Below are 21,106 nucleotides of genomic sequence, written 5' to 3'. Positions count from 1 at the left end.
AGTGGGTGGAGAAGGTGCCCGGCACGAGCCGCCGCTCGCGGCTGACCCCGGTTGCTGGAACCGACGCGAGCCCGGAGTCGCCCCTCCTGCACACCGACACCGTGTTCGATGCGCCGGGCGCCGCGGCACCCGGGGCCCCTCGGCGGCCGGCCCCAACGACGCACGGCTGCGCGCCGACAAGCCGCCGCACTGGTAGCCCAGGCGGGCACAGCGCACACGCAAACGCGCCGACCACCAGGAGGCGGTCGGCGCGTGACGTTCGCTGGCGCTGGCTATCGCAGCTGCTTGGCCTCGCCGGAGACGAGAGCGTCGCGGATCTCGGTGAGCAGGTCCAGCTCGGTGACGGGCGCGCTGGCATCCTCGATGCCGGACTCGCGCTTGGCCTCCTGCATCTGCTTCAGCTTGTTGATCGGCATCACGAAGACGAAGTAGACGACGGCGGCGACGATCAGGAAGGTGATGATCGCGCCGAGCACGGCGCCGAACTTCAGCTCCGCGCCATCCGGCAGCTCAAGAATGAAGGCGGCGTCGAGGCTCTTCGCATTGAAGATGGCGCCGATCAGTGGGTTGAAGATGCCCTCGACGATCGCCGTGACAACGGACGTGAATGCGGCACCGATGACCACGGCGACAGCCAGGTCGATGACGTTGCCGCGCATGATGAATTCGCGGAAGCCCTTGAGCAAGATCGTTCCCTTTCCCGGCCGTGCGGCCTAGTTGCTGGTTGTGCTGCTGGCCTTGGGGGCCGACGCCGCGGGGGCGCTCGCGGGCGCCGAAGCGGGCGCCGATGCGGAGGACGAGGAGCTGCTGGATGCCCCGCTGCCGGGCGCCGCGGGCAGCGAGCTGCCGCCGGAGCGCGAGTCGGTGCGGTAGAAGCCGCTGCCGTTGAACGTGACGCCGATGCTGTTGAACACCTTGCGCAGCTTGCCGCTGCACACCTCGCACACCGTCAGCGAGTCATCGCTGAAGGCCTGGTGGATGTCGAAGGCGTTGTCGCACTCGGTGCAACGGTAGGAATAGGTGGGCACTGAGTCTCCGTGCTGTGTTGAGAGGAGCGGGGCGAAAAGCTAAAGGGCGAGGATGCGGGTGGGAGTGACGACGCCGTTGACCGGTTGGTCGTGCAGCTCGCGTGGAACCTCGTCAACGAACTCGCTGTCGAAGATCACCGCGTACACCGGAGGACAATTCTCCATCGAACCGAGCGTCTTGTCGAAATAGCCTCGGCCCCAGCCCATGCGCATGCCGGTCTTGTCGACGGATGCCGCTGGCACGATGATCAGGTCGACATCGTTGATCGCAATCGGCCCGAGCAGTTCGCCGACCGCCTCCGGCATGCCGAAGAGCCCCTGCCGCTCAACGCTCTCCTCGCCGACGGTCCAGTCGAGCAGGCCGTCGTCGCGAGAGACGGGGAACAGCACGCGGATGCCCTGCGCCTCGGCCCAGTTGATGAACGGGCGCGTGTTCGGCTCCGTCGGGGCGGAGAGGAAACAGGAGATGGAGCGGGCCGAGAGCTGGCGAGTGATGGTCTCGAGGTTCTCTGTCAGCCCGGCCGTGGCGATGTCGCGCTCGTGCTGGGAGAGGTTCTGGCGCCGCTCGCGGAGCTCGGCACGCAGTGCGCGCTTGGCCAACGTGGGATCGGGAGACATGGCCCCATCCTAGGCGCTGCACCTCTGCCGGGCCGGAAGGGGCGCAGCGATCGAGGCGGTGCCCCCTATCCAGAGGGCGGTAGCCCACGCGCGCGGGGCTATGGGTACGCTTGCCGTTATGACTGTTCGTGCAACAAAGGCCGTTATCCCCGCTGCAGGCATGGGGACCCGATTTCTGCCGGCGACGAAAGCGATGCCGAAGGAGATGCTCCCTGTCGTCGACAAACCTGCCATCCAGTACGTCGTTGAGGAGGCCGTGAACGCGGGCCTGCACGACGTGCTCATGATCACCGGGCGCAACAAGAACGCGCTCGAGAACCACTTTGACCGCATGACCGAGCTCGAGGCGACGCTCGAGGCGAAGGGCGACACCGCCCGGCTCGCCAAGGTGATGGAGTCCACCGATCTGGCCGACATGCACTACGTGCGCCAGGGCGACCCGCTCGGTTTGGGACACGCAGTGCTGCGTGCCCGGATGCACGTGGGCAACGCCCCCTTCGCAGTGCTGCTCGGTGACGACATCATCGACGCCCGCGATGTGCTGCTGGAGCGCATGCTCGACGAGCAGGTTGCGCGCAACGCCACCATCGTCGCGCTGCTCGAGGTCGACCCCGAGAACATCCACATGTACGGCGCGGCGGCGATCGAGCTGACCGAGACCCCGGATGTCGTGCGCATCACCGGCCTGGTCGAGAAGCCGAACCGCGAGGACGCGCCATCCAACTACGCCATCATCGGCCGCTACGTGCTGAAGCCCGAGATCTTCGACGTGCTCGAGAACACGCCCCCCGGCAAGGGCGGCGAGATCCAGCTGACGGACGCCCTCGAGGTGCTGGCCGCGGATGCCGAGAACACGGGCGGCGTCTACGGCGTCGTGTTCCGCGGCCGCCGCTACGACACGGGCGACCGCCTCGACTACATCAAGGCCATCGTGCAGCTCGCCACCGACCGCGAAGACCTCGGCCCGGACCTGCGGGTGTGGCTGAAGCAGTTCGTCGGCGACCTGGCCTGATCCCATGGTGCTGCCCACGCTGAGAGAGGGCGCAGTGACCCTGCGCCCGATCCGGCTGCGTGATGCGCGCGCCCTGGAACGGCTGCTGCTGGAGAACCGGGCCTGGCTGAGCAAATGGGAGGCCACCAGCCCGCAGGGCATCGGCTCCTTCGACCTGCGCAGCGGCATCCGCAACCTGCTCTCACACGCGCGCGGCGGCTACGGGCTGCCCTTCGTCATCGAGTGGGATGGCCAGATCGCCGGGCAGCTGAACGTGTCGTCGATCAGCTACGGCTCGCTCGCCTCGGCCACGCTCGGCTACTGGGTGGCCGAGTCCTTCGCCGGCCGGGGCATCACGCCGACATCCGTCGCTCTGGCCACCGACTACTGCTTCGGCCAGTTGGGCCTGCACCGGATGGAGATCTGCATCCGGCCAGAGAACGGGCCGAGCCTGCGCGTGGTGCAGAAGTTGGGCTTCCGCTATGAGGGGTTGCGCCGGCGCTACATTCACATCGACGGCGACTGGCGCGACCACTACTGCTTCGCCCTGGTGCGCGAGGAGCTGCCGAGCGGCGTATTGGAGCGCTGGCGGCACGGGGTCGTGCCGGCGGATGCCGCGGCGATCCCCCGCAGGACGCATCGCGTGCGGCTCAGCCGTTACCACGCGCCCGCCCCTGAATCGCCCGTGGCGACACCCCAAACAGGGGTATTCTGGGAAAAACCTGAAGACACGCCCAGAAGCAGTCGCGCCGTATGCACGCTTCGGCCTAACTTAGAGGCTATGGGTGCAGACGCGCTGGGTGGGGGAGTGTTGGTGGCCGCGGCCGCCGTGCTTTGGCTTGCCTACCTGCTGCCGACGTGGCTGCACCGGCGCCAGTACCTCGCCAGCGAGCTGAACGCGGTTCGACTGCAGCAGACGCTGCGCGCTCTCGCCGAGACGGCTGAGGCTCCGCAGGAGCTCGTCGTGGAGGCCACCGCCCGGGAGGCCGTCGCGCAGTCCAAGGTTCTGCGGGAACGCGAGGTCGCGGCCCGTGAGCTGGTCAAGGCCGAGGCCGCCGCCGCTGCCAAGACCCGCCGCGCGGAAGATGCGCTGCGCATCGAGCAGGTGCGGGCCGAAGCCGCCCGCGTCGCCGCCAACCCGGTGCTCGTCGCCCGGGGCAAGCTGCGCACGCTCCGCCGTGCCCGCGCCGCCACCGCCCTCTGCCTCCTGGCTGCCTTGGTCAGCGTCATCGCCGGTGGCATCATCGCCGTTCTCGGCGGCTCCGTGCTGCTGCTCGGCCTCGGCCTCGCCGGTGGCGTCGCCGCCGTGCTCACGCTCGGATCGCTGGCCAAGACCGGACGAGCCGCCGCGCAGGTCGCCCGCGCCGTGCCGGCCGCCCCGGCCGCGCCCGCCCGCTTCACGCCGGTCGAGTTCTCGCCGAGGGCCACCGCCCGGCCCGGCTGGACCCCGCGCCCGCTGCCGAAGCCCGCCTACCTCGAGCGCGGATCCGTCGCCGCCGCGGCCAGAGCTTCCATCGACGCCGCCGCCGAGCTGCGCCGCGCGGCCGCCAGGGCCGCCCTCATGGAGCGGGCCGCCGCCCTCGACGCCGAGACCGCTGCCCCGGCCGCGACCGTCACAACGCTTGCACGCCCTGCTGCCCCTGCAGCAACCGCCGCCCCCAGCCGCTTCGCCGCCATGGGCATGGTCAACGACGCGGCACCCGGCATGGGCGACCTCGACGCGGTCCTGCGCCGCCGCCGCGCCGCCGGCTAACAGCTGCCCCGCACCGGTTGTGCGCTGAACCCTCGCCACGCACGGGCTGAGGGGCGTATCGTCTGATGTCAGTCGGGTGCGGCGGCGTAGCGGCATCCGGAACCGAGATGTGAGGTGAGCGATGAGCGAGAAGACGACTTACACCGCTGTGCTGTTCGGCCCGGGCATGATCGGCCATGGCGAGGAGATGGAGTTGGACTACGTCAATGGCGCGTACCAGCCTGAGATCGTGACCGAATACGACGAACCGGAGGGCAAGATCACGCGCACGTGGCGGATCGGGCACGAGACCGAGGAGCCGGTTCCGTATCGTTTCGTCGGCGAGGAAGACACGGGCGGGGAGCCGAACATCACGAATTGAGCCCCGCGAAAGCGTGTCATGCGGCGGGGTGTCATTTCGGGGCTCGGAGCGGTGGTATCGTAGGAAACCGCACGGGCCCTTGGCGCAGTTGGTAGCGCGCCTCGTTCGCATCGAGGAGGTCAGGAGTTCGAATCTCCTAGGGTCCACGCGCGAGGCCGGCATCTTCGGATGCCGGCCTCTTTTTCTTTCCCGGGCTGATTTCCCGGCTAGATCGCGGGCAGTCTAGATCTCGGGCAGTGGGCGCACTGGCTGCCGGAGGATCGTCTTGAGCTTGCTCGGCTCTGTGCGCCGGGCGTCGCTCAGATAGATCTCGTGGTGGTCGCCGTTGAAGGTGAGACCGTGCGCCGGCATGTACTCCTCGTGCAGCCTCGCCAGGGTGGGCGCCTCGTCGTCGAAGGAGCCGATGTGCATGATCTGGATGCACTCGCCCTCGTCGAGGCGGTGCAGGCGCAGCAGGCCGGCCGCCGCGATGGGCTTCTTCGCCTGTAGCGCCGAGCACGCGGCCTCGACCATTTCGGCGTTGACCCAGTCGGGCAGGTTGATCAGCATCGTCCACTCCCAGGCTGCCTTATCGCGTCGGGCGAACGCCGCGGGATCAGCCGAGCGCCACAAGCCCTCGAGCGGGGCGACGACGAAGTCCCGGCCGAGCGTTTTCTTGCTCGCGAACTTCAGCGTGTAAGCGGCGCTGTAGAGCGCCTCCAGCGCTTCGGCATAGTGCACGGAGGTGTTGGGGTCGCCGTGGCCGTCGATCGCCAGGTAGTGCAGAGGCGGCACGACGACCCGAGAGAATTCAGTGGCCGGCGGCGAGTACAGCGACTTCAGGGCCCGCTTGACGTCGTACTTCTCGGCTGCGCTCATACGCATAGTGTGCCCACTCGGGCACGGCGCTGTCACGCCGTGCCCGCTGGTTGAGCCTGTCGAAACCGCTCGCGGCCCTCGAAATGTCTCGCGGCACCCGGTATACCCAGGGCCGCGAGACACAACGAGGGCCGCGACGGGCCTAGAGCAGCTCGGCGCGCAGCTCGGCTGCCGACTTCGGCGAGAACAGTCCGGGCGCCACATCGAAGACGGTGTGCGCGCCGACCTGTCCGCGCTGGTTGAGGCGGTGCACGGCGCGGGCCGAGGCGACGAGCACGCTTGCCGTGAACTCGGGGTTGCTCTCGAGGGTCAGGCTGTACTCGATCACCTGCGAGTTGCCCTCGCCGGTGTTGCCGCTGCGGATGACGAAACCACCGTGCGGCATGGCGGCGTGGTCCTGGGCGAGCTCGTCGGCGCTGATGAATGTAACGGTTGTGTCGTAGTCGGCGAAGTAGTCGGGCATCGTCACGATCGCCTCTCGCACGGCCGCGGCATCCGCGCCCTCGGCCAGCACCACGAAGCAGTCGCGGGTGTGCTTCTCGCGGGTGCTGAGGGTGGGCCGGCTGCCGCTCCGCACGGCGGCGATGGCCTGCTCGTTCGGGATCGTGTACTGCACGCCGCCGGCGACACCGGGAACCCGGCGGACGGCATCGGAGTGGCCCTGGCTGAGGCCGCGGCCCCAGAACGTGTAGGTGTCGCCGTCGGGCAGCAGCGCCTCGCCGTAGACCCGGTTGATCGAGAACATGCCCGGATCCCAGCCGGAGGAGATCAAGGCCGTCTTGCCGGCGGCGCGGGCCGGGGCGTCGACCGCGGCGAAATGCGCGGGGATGCGCGCGTGGGTGTCGAAGCTGTCGACGATGTTGAATAGGGCGGCCAGTTCGGGGGACTGTTCTGGCAGGTCGTTCTTCGAGCCGCCGCAGAGGATCAGCACGTCGATGTCGGCGGTGCGGGCGGCCAGGTCGTCGTGGGCGAAGACGGGCGTCTCCGGGCGGAGAGTCTGCACGGATGCCGGCTCGCGGCGGGTGAACACGCCAACCAGCTCGAGGTCGTCGTTGTGAGCGATGGCGGCTTCGACGCCGCGCCCCAGGTTGCCGTAGCCGGCGATGCCGATGCGAATGGGGGTGCTCATGGTGCCTCGCTTCTGTGTCACTGCCGGAACGGCAGGGAATCAACGTTACCCAACGCCGGCGCCCGCCCGCGACGAGGCCGAGCGCCGGCATCCGTGGTTAGCATTGACGCATGCCGTATCTCGCAGCCGACGACCGTTATGACCGCATGATCTACCGGCGCACCGGGCGCTCTGGGCTGAAACTGCCCGTGTTCTCGCTCGGCCTGTGGCAGAACTTCGGTGAGGTCCGCTCCTTCGAGGACCAGCGTGCCATCGTGCGCCGGGCCTTCGACCTCGGCATGACCCACTTCGACCTGGCCAACAACTACGGCCCGCCCTACGGCGCCGCCGAGACCGCTTTCGGTCGGCTGCTGGCCAGCGACCTCGCCCCGCACCGCGACGAGCTCGTGGTCTCGACCAAAGCCGGCTGGGACATGTGGCCGGGCCCGTACGGCGTCGGGGCGAACCGCAAGCACCTGCTGGCCTCCCTGGATCAGTCGCTCGGCCGACTCGGCCTCGACTACGTCGACATCTTCTACTCGCACCGGCCCGACCCCGGTACGCCGCTCGAAGAGACGGCGGCCGCGCTCGACCACGCGGTGCGCTCGGGCAAGGCGCTGTACGTCGGTATCTCGTCCTACGGCGCGGATGCCAGTCGCACGCTCGCCGGGCTGCTGCGCGAACTCGGCACCCCGCTGCTGATCCACCAGCCCTCCTACTCGATGCTGAACCGCTGGGTGGAGACCGATGGGCTGCTCGACGTCGCCGCCGAGGAGGGCTTCGGCGTGATCGGATTCACCGCGCTGGCGCAGGGGCTGCTGACCGGCAAATACCTCGGCGGGGTGCCGGAGGGCTCCCGCGCCTCCTCCGACGGCTCGATCGGCGCCGGCATGCTCGCCGAGTCGACGCTGGAGCGGATCCGTGGCCTGGACGCCATCGCCAGGCGCCGCGGCCAGACGCTCGCCCAGATGGCGCTCGCCTGGGCGCTGCGCGACGAGCGGGTGACGAGCCTCGTCATCGGCGCGAGCCGCGTGGCGCAGCTGGAAGAAAACGTCGCCGCGCTGGACCGGATGGACTTCAGCGCGGAGGAGCTCGCGGAGATTGACGGCTTCGCCGGGGATGCCGGGGTCGACCTGTGGGCGGAGGCCCGCGGCGGAGGGCCGCTGCCGTCGTTGCGGCCCTAACCCCGCGAGGCGGCCGCCGTCGGCCGCCAACCCCGATCGCCACTCAGGAGATAAGCACCATGAAGATCGTCGTACTTGGAGCAGCAGGAAACGTCGGCCGCCACACCGTCCTGGCGGCCGTGGCAGCCGGCCACGAAGTGGTCGCGTTCGCGCGGCGACCGGAATCGGTGCCGCCGATGCTCGGCGTGCGCGTCGTCGCCGGCAGCGTCGAGGATGAGGTGGCGATGACCGCCGCGTTCGCGGGCGCGGATGCCGTGATCAGCGCGGTCGGCCCGGCCTTCCGCATGGGCTCCCGCAAGCCGCTCGACTTCATGCAGCGCGTGCTGCCGCGCATAACCGCTGCCGTCAAGCAGGCGGGCGTGCCGCGCTTCGTACTGGTGTCGGCGTTCGGTGCCGGGGACACGCTGGCGCAGGCCTCCGGCCTGGCCCGGCTCGTCTACCGCGTGGGCACGGCGCCCCTGTTCGAGGACAAGGCGCTCGCGGAGCGGGCGCTGCCGACATCCGGCATCACCTACACCGTCGCCTACCCGGTGAACCTCAAGGAAGCGCCGCCGCTGCCCGCCGCAGCGGTCAAGCCGCTGGGCAAGGTGGGCTCGGTGCCCGGGCTGCCGGCGCTGCCCTTCGCCAACGTCGGCCAGGCGCTCGTCGAGCTCGCCGAGGATCGCTCGACGGAGAGCAAGCGGGTGCTCATCACCACGCCGACGGGGTGGAAGCCCCTCAGCTAGGCGTTCGCGCCCCGGTTCGCCCCGGTCTGCGGTTGTTCGACCGCGCGGGAATACCCGTGCGGGGTATGATGTTCCTTGTCGGTGAGAATACCCCTAGGGGGTATGCCGAGAGGAGTGCAGAAGAGTGAACACCGAGTACCAGGTAACCGGAATGACCTGCTCACACTGTGAGCGTTCGATTGCGGGCGAGCTTGACCAGCTGAGCGGTGTCGAGGCCATCGACGTCTCCGCCGCCACCGGCCGGCTCCTCGTCCGATCGACCGTGCCGCTCGACGACGCGGCCGTCATCGCCGCCGTCGAAGAGGCCGGCTACACGGCAGAGCGGGTGCTGTCATGACCGCCCCAGTGAAGATCGGCATCTACGTGGCCGGGCTGCTGGCGCTGTTCGCCGCGAGCTACCTGCTCGCGCAGCTCCTCGCCCCGGCGGGCCTCGGCGCGCCGAGCGAGAAGCCCGCGATGACGCACAGCTCTGGCATCGTGCAGCCTGTGGCATCCGGGAGGGCATCATGACGACAGCCGAACAGCAGCCGGTGAGACTCGACCAGACGGTCGAGCTCGAGATCGGCGGTATGACCTGCGCGTCCTGCGCCATGCGCATCGAGAAGAAGCTGAACAAGCTGGACGGCGTCTCGGCGAGCGTGAACTACGCCACCGAGAAAGCCAGAGTCAGCGCGCCGCAAGGATTCGATGTTGCCGCCCTGATCTCCGAGGTCGAGAAGACCGGCTACACGGCGACCGTGCCCGCGAAGGCGGCGAAGGCAGCCCAGCAGGGCGGATCCGGCCAGGGTGAATCGGAGCAGGGGGAGTCGGCCCAGGACGCCGAGCTGCGCGGTCTGCGGCAACGCCTCATCGGCAGCATCGTGCTGTCGGTGCCGGTGATCCTGCTCGCCATGATCCCTGCCCTGCAATTCACCTACTGGCAGTGGGCGTCGCTCGTGCTCGCCGCACCCGTCGTCGTCTGGGCGGCCTGGCCGTTCCATAAGGCCGCCTGGGTGAACCTGCGTCACGGTGCCGCCACCATGGACACCCTGATCTCGATCGGCACCCTCTCGGCGCTGCTCTGGTCGGTGTACGCGCTGTTCCTCGGCACGGCCGGCGAACCGGGCATGACGCACGCGTTCGAGCTCACCATCGGGCCGAGCGACGGCGCCGCCAACATCTACCTCGAGGTCGCCGCCGGCGTGACGATGTTCGTGCTCGCCGGGCGCTACTTCGAGAAACGCTCGAAGAGGCAGGCCGGCGCCGCCATGCGGGCCCTGCTCGAGATCGGCGCCAAGGAGGTCTCGGTGCTGCGCGGCGGCGTCGAGTCCAAGATCGCCATCGAGGAGCTCGCCGTTGGCGACGAATTCGTCGTGCGCCCCGGCGAGAAGATCGCCACCGACGGCGTGATCATCGACGGCAGCTCGGCCATCGACGCCTCGATGCTCACCGGTGAATCGGTTCCCGTCGAGGTCGCGCCCGGTGACAACGTCGTCGGCGCGACGGTCAACGCCGGCGGCCGGCTCGTGGTGCGGGCCACCCGCGTCGGCGCCGACACGCAGCTGGCGCAGATGGCGAAACTCGTCGAGGACGCCCAGTCCGGCAAGGCCGAGGTGCAGCGTCTGGCCGACCGCGTCTCCGGCCTCTTCGTGCCGATCGTCATCGGCATCGCTGTGGCCACCCTCGGGGCCTGGCTCGGCGCCGGATTCCCAGCCGCTGCCGCATTCACCGCGGCCGTCGCGGTGCTCATCATCGCCTGCCCGTGCGCACTGGGCCTGGCCACCCCGACTGCGCTGCTCGTCGGCACCGGTCGGGGCGCGCAGCTCGGCATCCTGATCAAGGGACCGGAGGTGTTGGAATCGACCCGCCGGGTTGACACCATCGTGCTCGACAAGACGGGCACCGTCACCACCGGACGGATGACGCTGCTCGAGGTTGTCACCGCGGCCGGCACCGCTGAGGCGGAGCTGCTGCGCCTGGCCGGCGCGGTCGAGGATGCTTCCGAGCACCCGATCGCTCAGGCCATCGCCACCGCAGCGACGCAGCGGGTCGGCGTGCTGCCCGTGCCCGACGCCTTCGCGAACATCGAGGGCCTGGGAGTGCAGGGCACCGTCGACGGGCACCTGGTGCTCGTCGGGCGGGAATCCCTGCTGGCCGAGTGGGCGATCCCGCTCACCCCGGAGCTGGCGGCGGCCAAGGCCGCAGCCGAGCAGCGCGGGCAGACTGCCGTCGTCGTCGCCTGGGACGGGCTCGCCCGCGGAGTGCTCGTGGTGGCGGATGCCGTCAAGCCCACGAGCGCCGAGGCGATCGCGCAGTTCACCCAGCTGGGGCTCACGCCGATCCTGCTGACCGGTGACAACGAGACCGTGGCCCGCCAGGTCGCCGGCATCGTCGGCATCGAGCGGGTCATCGCCGAGGTGCTGCCGCAAGACAAGGTCAACGTCATCGCCCAGCTGCAAGCGGAGGGCCGCGTCGTCGCCATGGTCGGCGACGGTGTGAATGACGCCGCCGCGCTCGCCCAGGCCGACCTCGGCCTGGCCATGGGCACCGGTACGGATGCCGCGATTGAGGCGGCCGACCTGACCCTGGTACGGGGCGACCTGCGGAGCGCTGCCGATGCGATCCGGTTGTCGCGCCGCACGCTCGGCACGATCAAGGTCAACCTGTTCTGGGCCTTCGCCTACAACGTGGCCGCCATCCCGCTGGCCGCGCTCGGCCTGCTCAACCCGATGCTGGCCGGGGCCGCGATGGCGTTCTCCAGTGTGTTCGTGGTCGGCAACAGCCTGCGGCTGCGGAGCTTCCGCTCGCGCGCGAACTAGACGCGGGAGCGCTGGTGGCTTCGGTCGCTGGCGCTCCCTCGAGCCAGCGGGGGAGGCGGGGGAAGCTGCGGCTAGGGGCGCTCGTCGACGATGCCGATGAAACGGCTGCCGACGCCGTAGACCTCGCTGCGGCTGAGGCCGGCGGCGGGCTCCGGCACTTCGTGCATGTCGTGGTCGTCACAGCTCAGGTAGGTGAACTCCGGCCACCATTTCTTCGGCCGGGCCTGCTCGCTGAAACCGCAGACGACGCAGGTCAGCTCGACCCAGACCGGCTTCTTGCCGGTGCGGTTGGCCCGCGATTGCGCCAACCAGGCCGGCGGGTTCCCATCGATCTCGGCGAGCTCGGCTTCGCTGAGGCGCGAGGGGATGCCGTTGCGCGTCGCCATCTCGAACGGAATGTCGAGGCGGATCGCTGCTTCTCGTCTGCTGACCATGATTATCAAGCGTAGGCGATGGGGCTGGGGCCGAGCGCCCTAGGCTGGAGCGATGCCCGCCGAACCCGCCCACCGCCTGCAGCTGACACTGAAGCGCCCGCTGCTCAGCTGGATGGCGAAGCCGACCGTCGTCGTCGCCGGGCGCGGTCAGCCGGCGCAGTGGGGCGTCGGCACCTGGCAGCTGCCCGACGAGACCGAGCGAGTGGGGGCATCCGGCGTTCTGGAGGTCTTCATCTTCAACCGGCTGTGGCGCTACGGCGCCGCCGCGCACATCTTCGCCGAGACTCCGGCCGCCGCTCTCGTCTACACCCCGCCGCTGTTGCCGTTTCTGCCGGGTCGGCTGCGCGAAGAGAAGCAGCGATAGGCCCCGCACGCTGGGCGCCGTCATTGCGCCAGCTGCGTCTTCGGCGTGAAGCCGGCCACGCTGCCGCACCAGAAACTAGAGTTCTTCTCGGATAGAGCGGAACTGTCATGATCATTCTTCTTTCCATCTTTCCGCTGGTCCTGCTGCTGGCCGTGATCGCCTGCCAGCTGGGCGCCAGCGGCCGTTTGCCACGCAACCGGTATTTCGGGGTGCGATCCCCGTCGACCAGGGCGAGCGATGCGGCCTGGCGGGCCGGGCACCAGGCGGCGCTGCTGCCCGCATGGGTCGGCTTCGCCGTGACGGCCGTTCTGGCGGCTTCCGCAATCGTGTTTGAGGGCGCAACGATTGACGGCGTCGCAGCGCTTCCGGCCAAACTCGTCGTCATCGCGGTGTTCGCCGCCTCGATCGTATGGATGTTCATGGCCGCGAATCGCGCCGCGCGGGCAGTCGCGCACGTGGACTGAGGCCCGTTCCTGGCTGCGGCGACACTAGCGGGACGCGCACGCCGGGGCGATAATCGGCTCGGGGATCCCGACGAAAGGCCGATCATGTCCGTTGTGCTCAACCCGTATCTCAGCTTCATCGACAACGCCCGCGAGGCGATGGAGTTTTATCACACCGTGTTCGGTGGCAAGCTCACCCTGACCACCTTTGGCTCGATGCCCGGCAGCGCCGAACCGGACGAGGCCGACAACATCATGCACGGGCAGGTCGACGGCGAGCACGGCATCGTGCTGATGGGATCAGACACCCCCAAGCGCATGCAGCGAGAGCAGTTCGTGAACGGCACCTCGATCTCGCTGAGCGGCGACGACGAGGCCGCCCTGCGCGGTTACTGGGAGAAGCTCCTCGACGGCGGCAGCGCCGCCATGCCGTTCGAGAAGTCGCCGTGGGGAGCCCTCTTCGGCATGTGCACCGACCGCTTCGGCGTCAACTGGATGGTGAACGTCAACGCGCCGATGCCCTGACCCTGACGTCGCCGCCCCCCCCCCCCGACGGAGCGCATCCGCGCGTCGAACGGGGCGGCGGCGCGGCCGGGTGGGCGGGGCTGCCAGCCTTCCCGCGTAATGTCGAGGTATGCGGCTCATCTTGATACGGCACGGCCAGACCCCCTCGAATGTGATCGGCGCACTGGACACCACGGTGCCGGGGCCGGGACTGACCGAGCTCGGGTTGCAGCAGGCGAGCATCGTCGGCGCTTTGCTCGGCGATGAGCCGATCGCCGCCGTCTACGCGTCCTCGCAGAAACGGGCCCAGCAGACCGCAGAGCCGTTGGCGCGGCTGCGCGCCGTCGACCTGCACGTGCGCGACGGGCTACGCGAGGTCACTGCCGGCGAGCTGGAAATGCTCACCGACCGGGACTCCGTCCGCGAATACATCGGCACCTGCATGGCGTGGGCGAACGGCGAGTTGGACGCGCGCATCCGCGGCGGGGAGAACGGGCACGAGGCGTTTGGGCGCTTCGACGAGGTGATCGCGGAGATCGTGGCATCCGGGGCCGAGACCGCCGCCGTGGTCAGCCACGGCGCGATGCTGCGCTCCTGGGCCGGTTTCGCGGCGCGCAACCTCGACGCCGGCTTCGTCGCGGAGCGCCCACTGCCCAACACCGGCGTCGTCGTGCTGAACGGCGACACGAGCGGCTGGCACGCCGAGTCCTGGCGCGGCGACGCCGTGCCGAGTAGCCTGCTCGCCTGAGCGCCACGCCACTCGATCACGACGCCCGCTGAGCCACTCGACGCTGAGCGCCTGGGCACAGGGTGCCGCCACTCTCCCGGCCGGGTGCGGCTAGGGAAGCGTCTCGCAGGCGATGCCGTCCTTGTCGCGGTCGAGTCCGGCGATGTCGCCGTACCCGGCGTTCCGGTAGTACTCGAACCAGGACTGCGCTGCTCGCTGGGTGGCGAAATCGCTGCAGTTCACCTTCGACGATGGGGCGGGGCCGGCCGGCGGCTGCGGGGTGGTCACGGGCGGCGGTTTGACGACGGGCGGCGGCGTCACCACGGGGGGCTGGGGGGCCGCGCAGGCCCGCAGCGCCTCAACGTTGGCACTCAACGCCCCCGTGCTGCCCAGCAGCACGCGGCCACTCGGCTTGCTGGCGGTCAGTTGAGTGCTGATCGGAATCGGCACACACTCTTGCCGTGAGATGTACAGGGCGTGACCGGACTGGGCCGCGATCGTTCCTCCGGCCAGCGCGTCGGCGAATGAGGTGCCGGTGGCGATGAAGACTGGCGTGCCTGGCCCGAATGCGGCCTTGTTGATGGCAACGGAGGTCTCGTATCGGTCGCTCCCCGCATGACGCTGCACGTTCCCGGAGCCGAGCTGCGCGACGAGCGACTGCTCGATTCCCCGGCTGACCACGGCGGCACTTCCCGCGATCCGAGCGGATGACGCGCCAAGCCTTCCGATGAGTGTGGCCGTCGCGGCGTCGAGTTGGGAGGCCTCGCCCCTGACGAGCATGACGGGTGCTGACACCGCCCCGGCGGCCCCGGCCGCGCTCAGCGCATCAGGGAAGTTCTGGCCCGTCGCGATGAACACGGTCGGCGAACTGCTGAAGGCACGCTCAATGATGATCCGACTGGTCTCGTAGCGGTCGGCTCCCGCATCCCGTCGGATCTCAGGTGCGTACTGCGCGAGTTGTTTGTAGACCGCATTCGAAATGACGCCTTCGCTGCCCGTCACCACGATGCGACGCGGCTTGAGGCGCTGCAGCTCAGCCGCCACAACCTCGGGAACACGATCGTGCCGCACCAACAGCAATGCGCCATTCTGTGCCGCCGCCGCGGGGCCGGCGCTCAGCGCGTCGGGGAAGTTCAATCCGACCGCCACGTAGACCACCGGCACTCCGGGGGAGAAGGAGCGGCTCAACTTGACCGCTGTTTCATAGCGGTCGGCGCCGGCAACACGGTGCACTCCGCTCGGGAAGCGGGTGAGCACGCCCCCTGTGACGGGCGGCGTCGGGGTGACCGCGCTGATGCGTGACTCGGGAATCCGAGTGCTCGCGCCCGCACATGTGCTGTCGAGGACGCGGATGATTGCGTTCTTCTCAGCGGAGTCGACCGACAGGCCCCAGCGGGTCTTGACGATCACCCAGTCGCGCAGGTAGTCACACTGGGCCGCGGCGCTGGGCAGCCACCCGCTCGGGTCGTGCGCACTCTTCGCTTGGTTGCTCGCACTCAGCACCATCGTCAGGGTGGCGGGGTCGGTGATGTCGTTGGCTTAGTCGCGGCGCTGCTCCGCCGTCCAGCGGTCGGCACCCGAGATCCACGCCTCCTTCAGCGCAACGAGGTGGTCCATCTCCAGCAGCGTGGGGTCGGTCTGGGTTGAGCCGTCGTACCACGACAGCCACTCTCCCGCGCGGATGGTGCAGGGGGTCGACCCCGTGGTGACCGAGACGCGTGACTCCTGTCGGAGCACCTCGACCCGTGTCCGGCACTGTGCGCCGGGGGCGATCACGCCCTCCTCGAACTGGGCGCGGTCGTAGCGCGTGGTGCTGGGGGTCGCGACCTTCAGAGCGTCCAGCAGCTGGCGGACGGTCGTGGTTGGGCCCGTCGCCCGCGCGGCGAGCGGGGCGGCAACCTCGTCAGGCCCCTCGACCTGGGCGGCGTCCTCAGCCGGGGGCGCGGATGGCTCCGAGCCGAGCGGCCCCGTCGGCTCTGGAGCATCCGTGGCAGTGGTCGGCACCGGTACCGGCGCCGCAGCGGGTGTGGTCGGCACGGTGTCCTGCGGTGTGGCGGAGGCGCTCGGCGTCGGAGCACCCTCCGGACCGGTCGTTGCGAAGGCGCCGATCGCCGGCGTCACGGTGAGCGCGCCGCACAATGCGACGACCAGGGCGATACGAGAACGGTTGAGCATGACTCCCTTAAGACGGCTTGCCGGCAAACTCCTGACCGTAGCGGCCTCGCGCCGCCGGTGAAAGATCCCCTTCGGGGGGAGAGCGGCTCTGGCTCGGGGACAATGGATGCATGGCAGACGCACACACCCTCCTCGACGACGACGCCCGCTGCCCCTGCCTGAGCGGCGAGAGCTATGGGGCCTGCTGCGGCCGGCTGCACCGCGGCGCGGCGGATGCCGCAACCGCGGAGGCGCTGATGCGCTCACGCTTCTCGGCCTTCGCCGTCGGCGACGCCGCCTACCTGCTCCGCAGCTGGCACAGCAGCACTCGGCCGGCCGAGCTGGAACTGGACGCCGAGCTGCGCTGGTACCGCCTGGACATCGACGGCACCAGCCGCGGCGGGCTGCTCGACGCCGAGGGCACCGTCGAGTTCACCGCCTTCTACCGCGATGCCGACGGCCGCGGCTCCCAGCACGAGAACAGCCGGTTCGTGCGCGAGGCCGGGCGCTGGGTGTACCTGGACTGAGCACGCCCGGGACTGAGCACGCCCCGGGTAGTGCACGGCGCAGCGGCTGCGCAAGCGCGGCACACCCGGCATCCGAGATCCGGGGCGCACTCCAAGCGGGCGGCCAGCTGCCTCTGCGAGGATCACAGCATCATGTCAGGACACCACGACCCCATGCAGCTCAGCCCCGAACTCGAAGAACTCTCGCGGGTGCGACACCAGTTCGAGGGCATGATGTTGCAGTACAAGTTCGGCATCGACGAGATCATGACGAAGCTGAACATCCTGCGCGAGGAGTTCAGCCACCGCGACGACTACAGCCCGATCGAGCACGTCAGTTCCCGGCTGAAGAGCCCGGAGAGCATTCTGGCCAAGGCGGTGCGCAAGGGCCTGGAGCCCACCATCGAGCAGATCGCAGCAGAGGTGCACGACATCGCCGGCGTGCGCGTCACCTGCAGCTTCATCTCCGACGCCTACCGCGTCTACGACATGCTCGCCGCCCAGAACGACATCAAGGTCCTGCAGGTGCGCGACTACATCGCGGCGCCGAAAGAGAACGGCTACCAGAGCCTGCACATGCTGATCGAGGTGCCCGTGTTCCTCTCCGAGCGGGTGCACCCGGTCAAGGTCGAGGTGCAGATCCGCACCATCGCGATGGACTTCTGGGCCAGCCTGGAGCACAAGATCTACTACAAGTACGAGGGCCAGGTGCCCGAGACCCTCTTGGCCGAGTTGCGGGATGCCGCGGCCACCGCGAACCGGCTGGACGTGACGATGGAGCGGCTGCACGACGACGTGAAAGCGCTCGGAAGCAGCACAGGGCGCTATATCGACCCGAACAAGGCCGGCGCGATCGAGCTGCCGGATACCCTGCTGCGCACCTTCTGGCCGCAGGCGGACGCCCCGGCCCCGGTGCCGGCGCCTGCCGAATTGCCGCGCCTGCGCAGCAGCGACGTGTGAGCGCGCCCAAACGCTAAAGTAGTGCTCCACGAGCCGGGCAGCCCGGCACCGTTCTGTGCGATCAATGGTGATCGCGAGGGGAGCACCTTCTGATGAGAACGCCCGACGACACGGCCCTGCCCGAGACCGCGCCGGTCGACGAGGGGCCCCGGCCAAGCAGCGCGCTGGGGGCACGGCGGTGGTTCGCTGTCGTGATCGTCGGGTTAGTCGGCCAGATCGCATGGACGCTCGAGAACATGTACCTCAACGTGTTCGTCTACGACACCATCACCGACGACCCGAATGTGCTCGCGACGATGGTCGCGGCCAGCGCCATCGCGGCCACCGTGGCCACCCTGTTGGTCGGGGCGATCAGCGACCGGGCCGGCAAGCGCCGCGTGTTCATCGTGGCCGGCTACCTGCTCTGGGGGCTCTCCACGGCGGCGTTCGGATTCGTCTCAGTCGATGGAGTCGGCCAGCTGGTGCCCATGATCGACGCCGTGGTCGCCACGGTGCTCGTCGTCATTCTGCTCGACTGCGTGATGAGCTTCATCGGCTCCAGCGCGAACGACGCCGCCTTCAACGCCTGGGTCACCGATGTGACCAGTGTGAGCAACCGGGCCAAGGTGGAGTCGGTGCTCGCCGCCCTGCCGCTGCTCAGCATGCTGATCGTTTTCGGCGCCCTCGACGGCTTCACCCGGGCCGGGCAGTGGCGGGAGTTCTTCGGCATCATCGGGGTGGCCACCATGCTCGTCGGGGTGCTGGCCTGGTTCCTGATCCGCGATGTGCCGAACCCGGCCAGGCAGAGCGACCGGGTGTTCCGCTCGATCGCGCACGGCCTGCGGCCCACCGTGGTGCGGGCCAACCCGCGGCTGTACCTGGCGCTCGCCGCCTGGGCCGTGTTCGGCATCTCCACCCAGGTGTTCCTGCCGTACCTGATCATCTACATCCAGCGCACCCTGCGGATCGAGGAGTACGCGCTGGTGCTCGGCGTCGTGCTGCTCGGCGCCGCCGTCGTCAGCGTTCTCGGTGGCCGGGTGATCGACCGGGTCGGCACCGTGCGCTCGATCCTGCCGATCGCCGCGCTCTACCTGCTCGGCCTGGTGCTGATGTCGGTGGCCAGGGACACCGTCTTCGTCATCATTGCCGGTCTGTTCATGATGAGCGGCTTCATGCTGATGGTGGCCGCGATCGGCGCCTCGGTGCGCAACTTCTCGCCGGTTGACCGGGTCGGCTCCGTGCAGGGCCTGCGGATGATCTTCGCCATCCTGGTGCCGATGCTGATCGGGCCGTTCATCGGTGCCGCCGTCATCAGTGGGGCCGGCGAGGTCTACGAGGAGCTCGGCGTGGTGAAGCAGGTACCGACGGCGGGCATCTTCATCGCCGCGGCCATCGTCACGCTGTTCGTGCTCGTCCCCGCGCTCGCGCTGCTACGCCGGGAGCGTGCCCGGTGAGCCGCCCGCGCCGCCGCGCGCTGGCCCCGCTGCTCACCCCGTGGGGTGAGGCGCTGAACTCCGACAACCCGCTGCCCGAGTACCCGCGGCCGCAAATGGTGCGCGACAGCTTCCACAGCCTGAACGGCCGCTGGGGCTACGCGATCACCGCCACGGATGCCGCGCCGGCGCGCCTGGACGGCGAGATCATCGTGCCGTTCTCGCCCGAGGCTGCCCTCTCCGGTGTCGAGCGGCAGCTGCGCCCCGGCCAGTGGCTGCACTACCACCGCGACTTCGAGTTGCCGGAGGGGCTGGCCCCGCACGGCGGCGCCCGGCTGCTGCTGCACTTCGGCGCCGTCGACCAAGACTGCACCGTGTGGCTGAACGGGGTCGAGGTCGGCGCGCACTCCGGCGGGTACCTGCCGTTCCAGCTGGACGTGACCGAGGCCGTGCGCCGCGGCGCCAACGTGCTGCGGGTGCGGGTCAGCGACCCGAGCGACACCGGGCCGCTCTCCCGCGGCAAGCAGAAGCTGCGCCGCGGCGGCATCTGGTACACCGCCCAGTCAGGCATCTGGCAGACCGTCTGGCTGGAACTGGTTCCCGCCGTCTCGGTCGCCGCGGTGGAGATACTGCCGCTGCCGAGCCTCGATGCCGTCGAGATCACGGTTCGCAGCATGACCGGACCGGATGCCGCAGAGGCGCTGCCGGCGGCCTTCATCACCGTTCGCGACGGCTCCGCGATCCTCTCCATCGCCCGTGTGCCCCCCGGCACGGTCGCCCGGATCGAGCTGCCCGGGGCCCGGCTCTGGTCGCCAGAAGACCCATTCCTCTACGACGTCGAGGTGATCCTCGGTTCGGATACGGTGCTCAGCTACTTCGGCATGCGCAGCTTCGGCATCGGTCCGGACGCCTCCGGCCGACCCCGGCTGCTGCTGAACGGCCAGCCCTACTTCCACGCCGGCCTGCTCGACCAGGGCTATTGGCCGGACGGCCTGTACACACCGCCGGACGACGCGGCGATGGTGCACGACATCCGCACCGCCAAGCGCCTCGGATTCACCATGCTGCGCAAACACATCAAGATCGAGCCGCTGCGCTGGTACTACCACTGCGACCGCCTCGGCATGCTGGTCTGGCAGGACATGGTCAATGGCGGCGGACGCTACAAGCCGTGGGTGATCACGGCCCCGGTGCTCACCCCGTTGCGGCTGCGCGACAACCGCTACGAGGCTTTCGCCCGCACGGATGCCGCCGGCCGCGCACACTGGAAAGAGGAGATGCGCGGCACGGTCGAACTGCTGCGCTCGGTCACGTGCATCGCCGCCTGGGTGCCGTTCAATGAGGGCTGGGGGCAGTTCGACGCGGTGGAGGCCACCGCGGAACTGCGTACCATCGACCCCAGCCGCAGCATCGACCACGCCAGCGGCTGGCACGACCAGGGTGGCGGCGACATGCACAGCCTGCACGTGTACTTCCGGCGGTTCCGGATGCCGCGGCGGCAGCCCACGACGGCCGAACGCGCCGTCGTCGTCTCCGAGTACGGCGGCTACAGCCAGCGGCTGCCCGGCCACAGCGTCAGCGCGCGGGAGTTCGGCTACAAGCGGTTCAAGGACGCGGAGTCGTTGACGGCCGCCTTCGTGCGGCTGCACGAGCGCGAGCTGATCCCCGCGGTGAAGCAGGGCCTGGCCGCGACCGTGTACACGCAGCTCAGCGACGTCGAAGATGAGACGAATGGCGTGCTCAGCTACGACAGACGCGTACTGAAGATCGCCGAGGAGGCCGTGCAGGCGGTGAATGCCCGCCTGCGGCTGCCGGCGTCGGCTCCGGTGGATGCTGAGGTGTTGGCTTCGGTCGCTGGCGCTCCCTCGAGCCAACGGGGGACGCCGCGCCCGCCTCTCCCCACGGCGGCTAGAGGGCGCCGCGCCGCCTCTCCCCACGGCGGCTGGAGGGCGCCGCGCCGCGACGAAGGAGCAGCGCAGCGCCCGAAGCCCGGGAGTCAACGCGACAGGGGGGTTCCAGCTCCGCGGGTGTTGGCTTCGGTCGCTGGCGCTCCCTCGAGCCAACGAGATGGGAGCAGGCCGGCTTCTCCGCTGGTCGAGTAGGCCCGCTAGGGCCGTATCGAGACCCTGACACAACCGGACGCTGGGCCGCGCGGGAGGTCTCGATACGCTCGTTCCT

The 21,106-nt window shown here is 69.4% G+C and carries 24 protein-coding genes, 1 tRNA gene and 1 pseudogene; 18 read left to right on the top strand and 8 right to left on the bottom strand.

Annotated features, from left to right (window positions below):
• Window positions 1-272: 272 nt before the first annotated feature.
• The 3 genes from mscL to AWU67_RS10665 are packed head-to-tail and all read right to left on the bottom strand — an operon-like array spanning window position 273 to window position 1,646.
• Window positions 273-686, bottom strand: coding sequence for a large conductance mechanosensitive channel protein MscL (mscL, locus tag AWU67_RS10675; RefSeq protein WP_067228724.1), 414 nt, complete (start codon window positions 684-686; stop codon window positions 273-275).
• A gap of 27 nt (window positions 687-713) precedes the next feature.
• Window positions 714-1,028, bottom strand: coding sequence for an FmdB family zinc ribbon protein (locus AWU67_RS10670; RefSeq protein ID WP_067228721.1), 315 nt, complete (start codon window positions 1,026-1,028; stop codon window positions 714-716).
• Window positions 1,029-1,067: 39 nt separating this feature from the next.
• Window positions 1,068-1,646: a 5-formyltetrahydrofolate cyclo-ligase gene (locus AWU67_RS10665; RefSeq protein ID WP_067228719.1), complete on the bottom strand. Its 579-nt coding sequence runs from the start codon at window positions 1,644-1,646 to the stop codon at window positions 1,068-1,070.
• A gap of 118 nt (window positions 1,647-1,764) precedes the next feature.
• On the opposite strand from AWU67_RS10665, the gene galU reads away from it, so the two are divergent.
• The 5 genes and pseudogenes from galU to AWU67_RS10640 all read left to right on the top strand — a co-directional run bounded on the left by galU (window position 1,765) and on the right by AWU67_RS10640 (window position 4,897).
• Window positions 1,765-2,658: a UTP--glucose-1-phosphate uridylyltransferase GalU gene (gene galU / locus AWU67_RS10660; protein WP_067228717.1), complete on the top strand. Its 894-nt coding sequence runs from the start codon at window positions 1,765-1,767 to the stop codon at window positions 2,656-2,658.
• A 4-nt stretch (window positions 2,659-2,662) separates the two neighbouring features.
• Window positions 2,663-3,315 (top strand): annotated as a pseudogene (locus tag AWU67_RS10655) (GNAT family N-acetyltransferase).
• 103 nt (window positions 3,316-3,418) lie between these two features.
• Window positions 3,419-4,390: a hypothetical protein gene (locus AWU67_RS18085; RefSeq protein ID WP_082716928.1), complete on the top strand. Its 972-nt coding sequence runs from the start codon at window positions 3,419-3,421 to the stop codon at window positions 4,388-4,390.
• Between the two features lie 121 nt (window positions 4,391-4,511).
• A complete protein-coding gene (locus AWU67_RS10645) occupies window positions 4,512-4,751 on the top strand; it encodes a hypothetical protein (RefSeq protein WP_067228712.1) in 240 nt (79 codons plus the stop codon).
• Window positions 4,752-4,824: 73 nt separating this feature from the next.
• Window positions 4,825-4,897 (top strand) — tRNA-Ala (locus AWU67_RS10640).
• Window positions 4,898-4,973: 76 nt separating this feature from the next.
• On the opposite strand, the gene AWU67_RS10635 is transcribed toward AWU67_RS10640, so the two are convergent.
• Window positions 4,974-5,609: a GyrI-like domain-containing protein gene (locus AWU67_RS10635; RefSeq protein ID WP_067228709.1), complete on the bottom strand. Its 636-nt coding sequence runs from the start codon at window positions 5,607-5,609 to the stop codon at window positions 4,974-4,976.
• Window positions 5,610-5,751: 142 nt separating this feature from the next.
• Window positions 5,752-6,738: a diaminopimelate dehydrogenase gene (locus AWU67_RS10630; protein WP_067228707.1), complete on the bottom strand. Its 987-nt coding sequence runs from the start codon at window positions 6,736-6,738 to the stop codon at window positions 5,752-5,754.
• A gap of 110 nt (window positions 6,739-6,848) precedes the next feature.
• Between AWU67_RS10630 and mgrA the strand changes: the two genes are divergently transcribed.
• The 5 genes from mgrA to AWU67_RS10610 all read left to right on the top strand — a co-directional run bounded on the left by mgrA (window position 6,849) and on the right by AWU67_RS10610 (window position 11,424).
• On the top strand, window positions 6,849-7,901 hold the full coding sequence (mgrA, locus tag AWU67_RS10625) for an L-glyceraldehyde 3-phosphate reductase (protein WP_067228705.1): 1,053 nt from the start codon (window positions 6,849-6,851) through the stop codon (window positions 7,899-7,901).
• A 59-nt stretch (window positions 7,902-7,960) separates the two neighbouring features.
• The gene (locus tag AWU67_RS10620) at window positions 7,961-8,626 is read left to right on the top strand and encodes an NAD(P)-dependent oxidoreductase (RefSeq protein ID WP_067228702.1); all 666 of its coding nucleotides are present in this window, start codon (window positions 7,961-7,963) and stop codon (window positions 8,624-8,626) included.
• A 151-nt stretch (window positions 8,627-8,777) separates the two neighbouring features.
• Window positions 8,778-8,963, top strand: a complete 186-nt coding sequence (locus tag AWU67_RS10615) for a heavy-metal-associated domain-containing protein (RefSeq protein WP_067232589.1) — start codon at window positions 8,778-8,780, stop codon at window positions 8,961-8,963.
• Complete coding sequence (locus AWU67_RS17375; RefSeq protein WP_160329744.1) at window positions 8,960-9,136, top strand: hypothetical protein; 177 nt, start codon at window positions 8,960-8,962, stop codon at window positions 9,134-9,136. The genes AWU67_RS10615 and AWU67_RS17375 overlap by 4 nt, the downstream gene beginning before the upstream one ends.
• Window positions 9,133-11,424: a heavy metal translocating P-type ATPase gene (locus tag AWU67_RS10610; protein ID WP_067228699.1), complete on the top strand. Its 2,292-nt coding sequence runs from the start codon at window positions 9,133-9,135 to the stop codon at window positions 11,422-11,424. Before AWU67_RS17375 ends, AWU67_RS10610 begins: the two co-directional genes overlap by 4 nt.
• 71 nt (window positions 11,425-11,495) lie before the next feature.
• Here AWU67_RS10610 and AWU67_RS10605 read toward each other — a convergent pair whose 3' ends face one another.
• Window positions 11,496-11,858: a hypothetical protein gene (locus AWU67_RS10605; protein ID WP_067228697.1), complete on the bottom strand. Its 363-nt coding sequence runs from the start codon at window positions 11,856-11,858 to the stop codon at window positions 11,496-11,498.
• Between the two features lie 52 nt (window positions 11,859-11,910).
• Between AWU67_RS10605 and AWU67_RS10600 the strand changes: the two genes are divergently transcribed.
• The 4 genes from AWU67_RS10600 to AWU67_RS10585 all read left to right on the top strand — a co-directional run bounded on the left by AWU67_RS10600 (window position 11,911) and on the right by AWU67_RS10585 (window position 13,917).
• A complete protein-coding gene (locus AWU67_RS10600; RefSeq protein ID WP_067228694.1) occupies window positions 11,911-12,222 on the top strand; it encodes a hypothetical protein in 312 nt (103 codons plus the stop codon).
• 107 nt (window positions 12,223-12,329) lie between these two features.
• Window positions 12,330-12,686, top strand: a complete 357-nt coding sequence (locus AWU67_RS10595) for an SdpI family protein (protein ID WP_067228691.1) — start codon at window positions 12,330-12,332, stop codon at window positions 12,684-12,686.
• An 84-nt stretch (window positions 12,687-12,770) separates the two neighbouring features.
• The gene (locus AWU67_RS10590; RefSeq protein WP_067228689.1) at window positions 12,771-13,190 is read left to right on the top strand and encodes a VOC family protein; all 420 of its coding nucleotides are present in this window, start codon (window positions 12,771-12,773) and stop codon (window positions 13,188-13,190) included.
• 109 nt (window positions 13,191-13,299) lie between these two features.
• Complete coding sequence (locus AWU67_RS10585) at window positions 13,300-13,917, top strand: histidine phosphatase family protein (RefSeq protein ID WP_067228686.1); 618 nt, start codon at window positions 13,300-13,302, stop codon at window positions 13,915-13,917.
• A 90-nt stretch (window positions 13,918-14,007) separates the two neighbouring features.
• Here the strand turns inward: AWU67_RS10585 and AWU67_RS10580 are convergent, their stop codons facing one another.
• Together AWU67_RS10580 and AWU67_RS10575 are read right to left on the bottom strand one after the other, a co-directional pair.
• Entirely contained in the window at window positions 14,008-15,402 is a 1,395-nt protein-coding gene (locus tag AWU67_RS10580) for a cell wall-binding repeat-containing protein (protein WP_067228684.1), read from the bottom strand.
• A gap of 33 nt (window positions 15,403-15,435) precedes the next feature.
• On the bottom strand, window positions 15,436-16,071 hold the full coding sequence (locus tag AWU67_RS10575; protein WP_067228682.1) for a hypothetical protein: 636 nt from the start codon (window positions 16,069-16,071) through the stop codon (window positions 15,436-15,438).
• Window positions 16,072-16,181: 110 nt separating this feature from the next.
• On the opposite strand from AWU67_RS10575, the gene AWU67_RS10570 reads away from it, so the two are divergent.
• The 4 genes from AWU67_RS10570 (at window position 16,182) to AWU67_RS10555 (ending at window position 21,030) form a co-directional block, all read left to right on the top strand.
• The gene (locus tag AWU67_RS10570) at window positions 16,182-16,577 is read left to right on the top strand and encodes a YchJ family protein (RefSeq protein ID WP_067228679.1); all 396 of its coding nucleotides are present in this window, start codon (window positions 16,182-16,184) and stop codon (window positions 16,575-16,577) included.
• A 132-nt stretch (window positions 16,578-16,709) separates the two neighbouring features.
• Window positions 16,710-17,516 carry a GTP pyrophosphokinase gene (locus tag AWU67_RS10565; protein WP_082716927.1) on the top strand — a complete coding sequence of 269 codons (807 nt, stop codon included), beginning with the start codon at window positions 16,710-16,712 and terminating at the stop codon, window positions 17,514-17,516.
• A gap of 92 nt (window positions 17,517-17,608) precedes the next feature.
• On the top strand, window positions 17,609-18,949 hold the full coding sequence (locus AWU67_RS10560) for an MFS transporter (protein WP_082716926.1): 1,341 nt from the start codon (window positions 17,609-17,611) through the stop codon (window positions 18,947-18,949).
• Window positions 18,946-21,030 (top strand): glycoside hydrolase family 2 protein, encoded by a 2,085-nt coding sequence (locus AWU67_RS10555; protein ID WP_234407219.1) that lies wholly within the window; start codon window positions 18,946-18,948, stop codon window positions 21,028-21,030. The genes AWU67_RS10560 and AWU67_RS10555 overlap by 4 nt, the downstream gene beginning before the upstream one ends.
• The last annotated feature ends 76 nt before the right edge of the window (window positions 21,031-21,106 follow it).

Source organism: Microterricola viridarii (assembly GCF_001542775.1).
GTDB lineage: Bacteria > Actinomycetota > Actinomycetes > Actinomycetales > Microbacteriaceae > Microterricola > Microterricola viridarii_A.
This window is presented reverse-complemented; position numbering and strand designations above follow the sequence as displayed.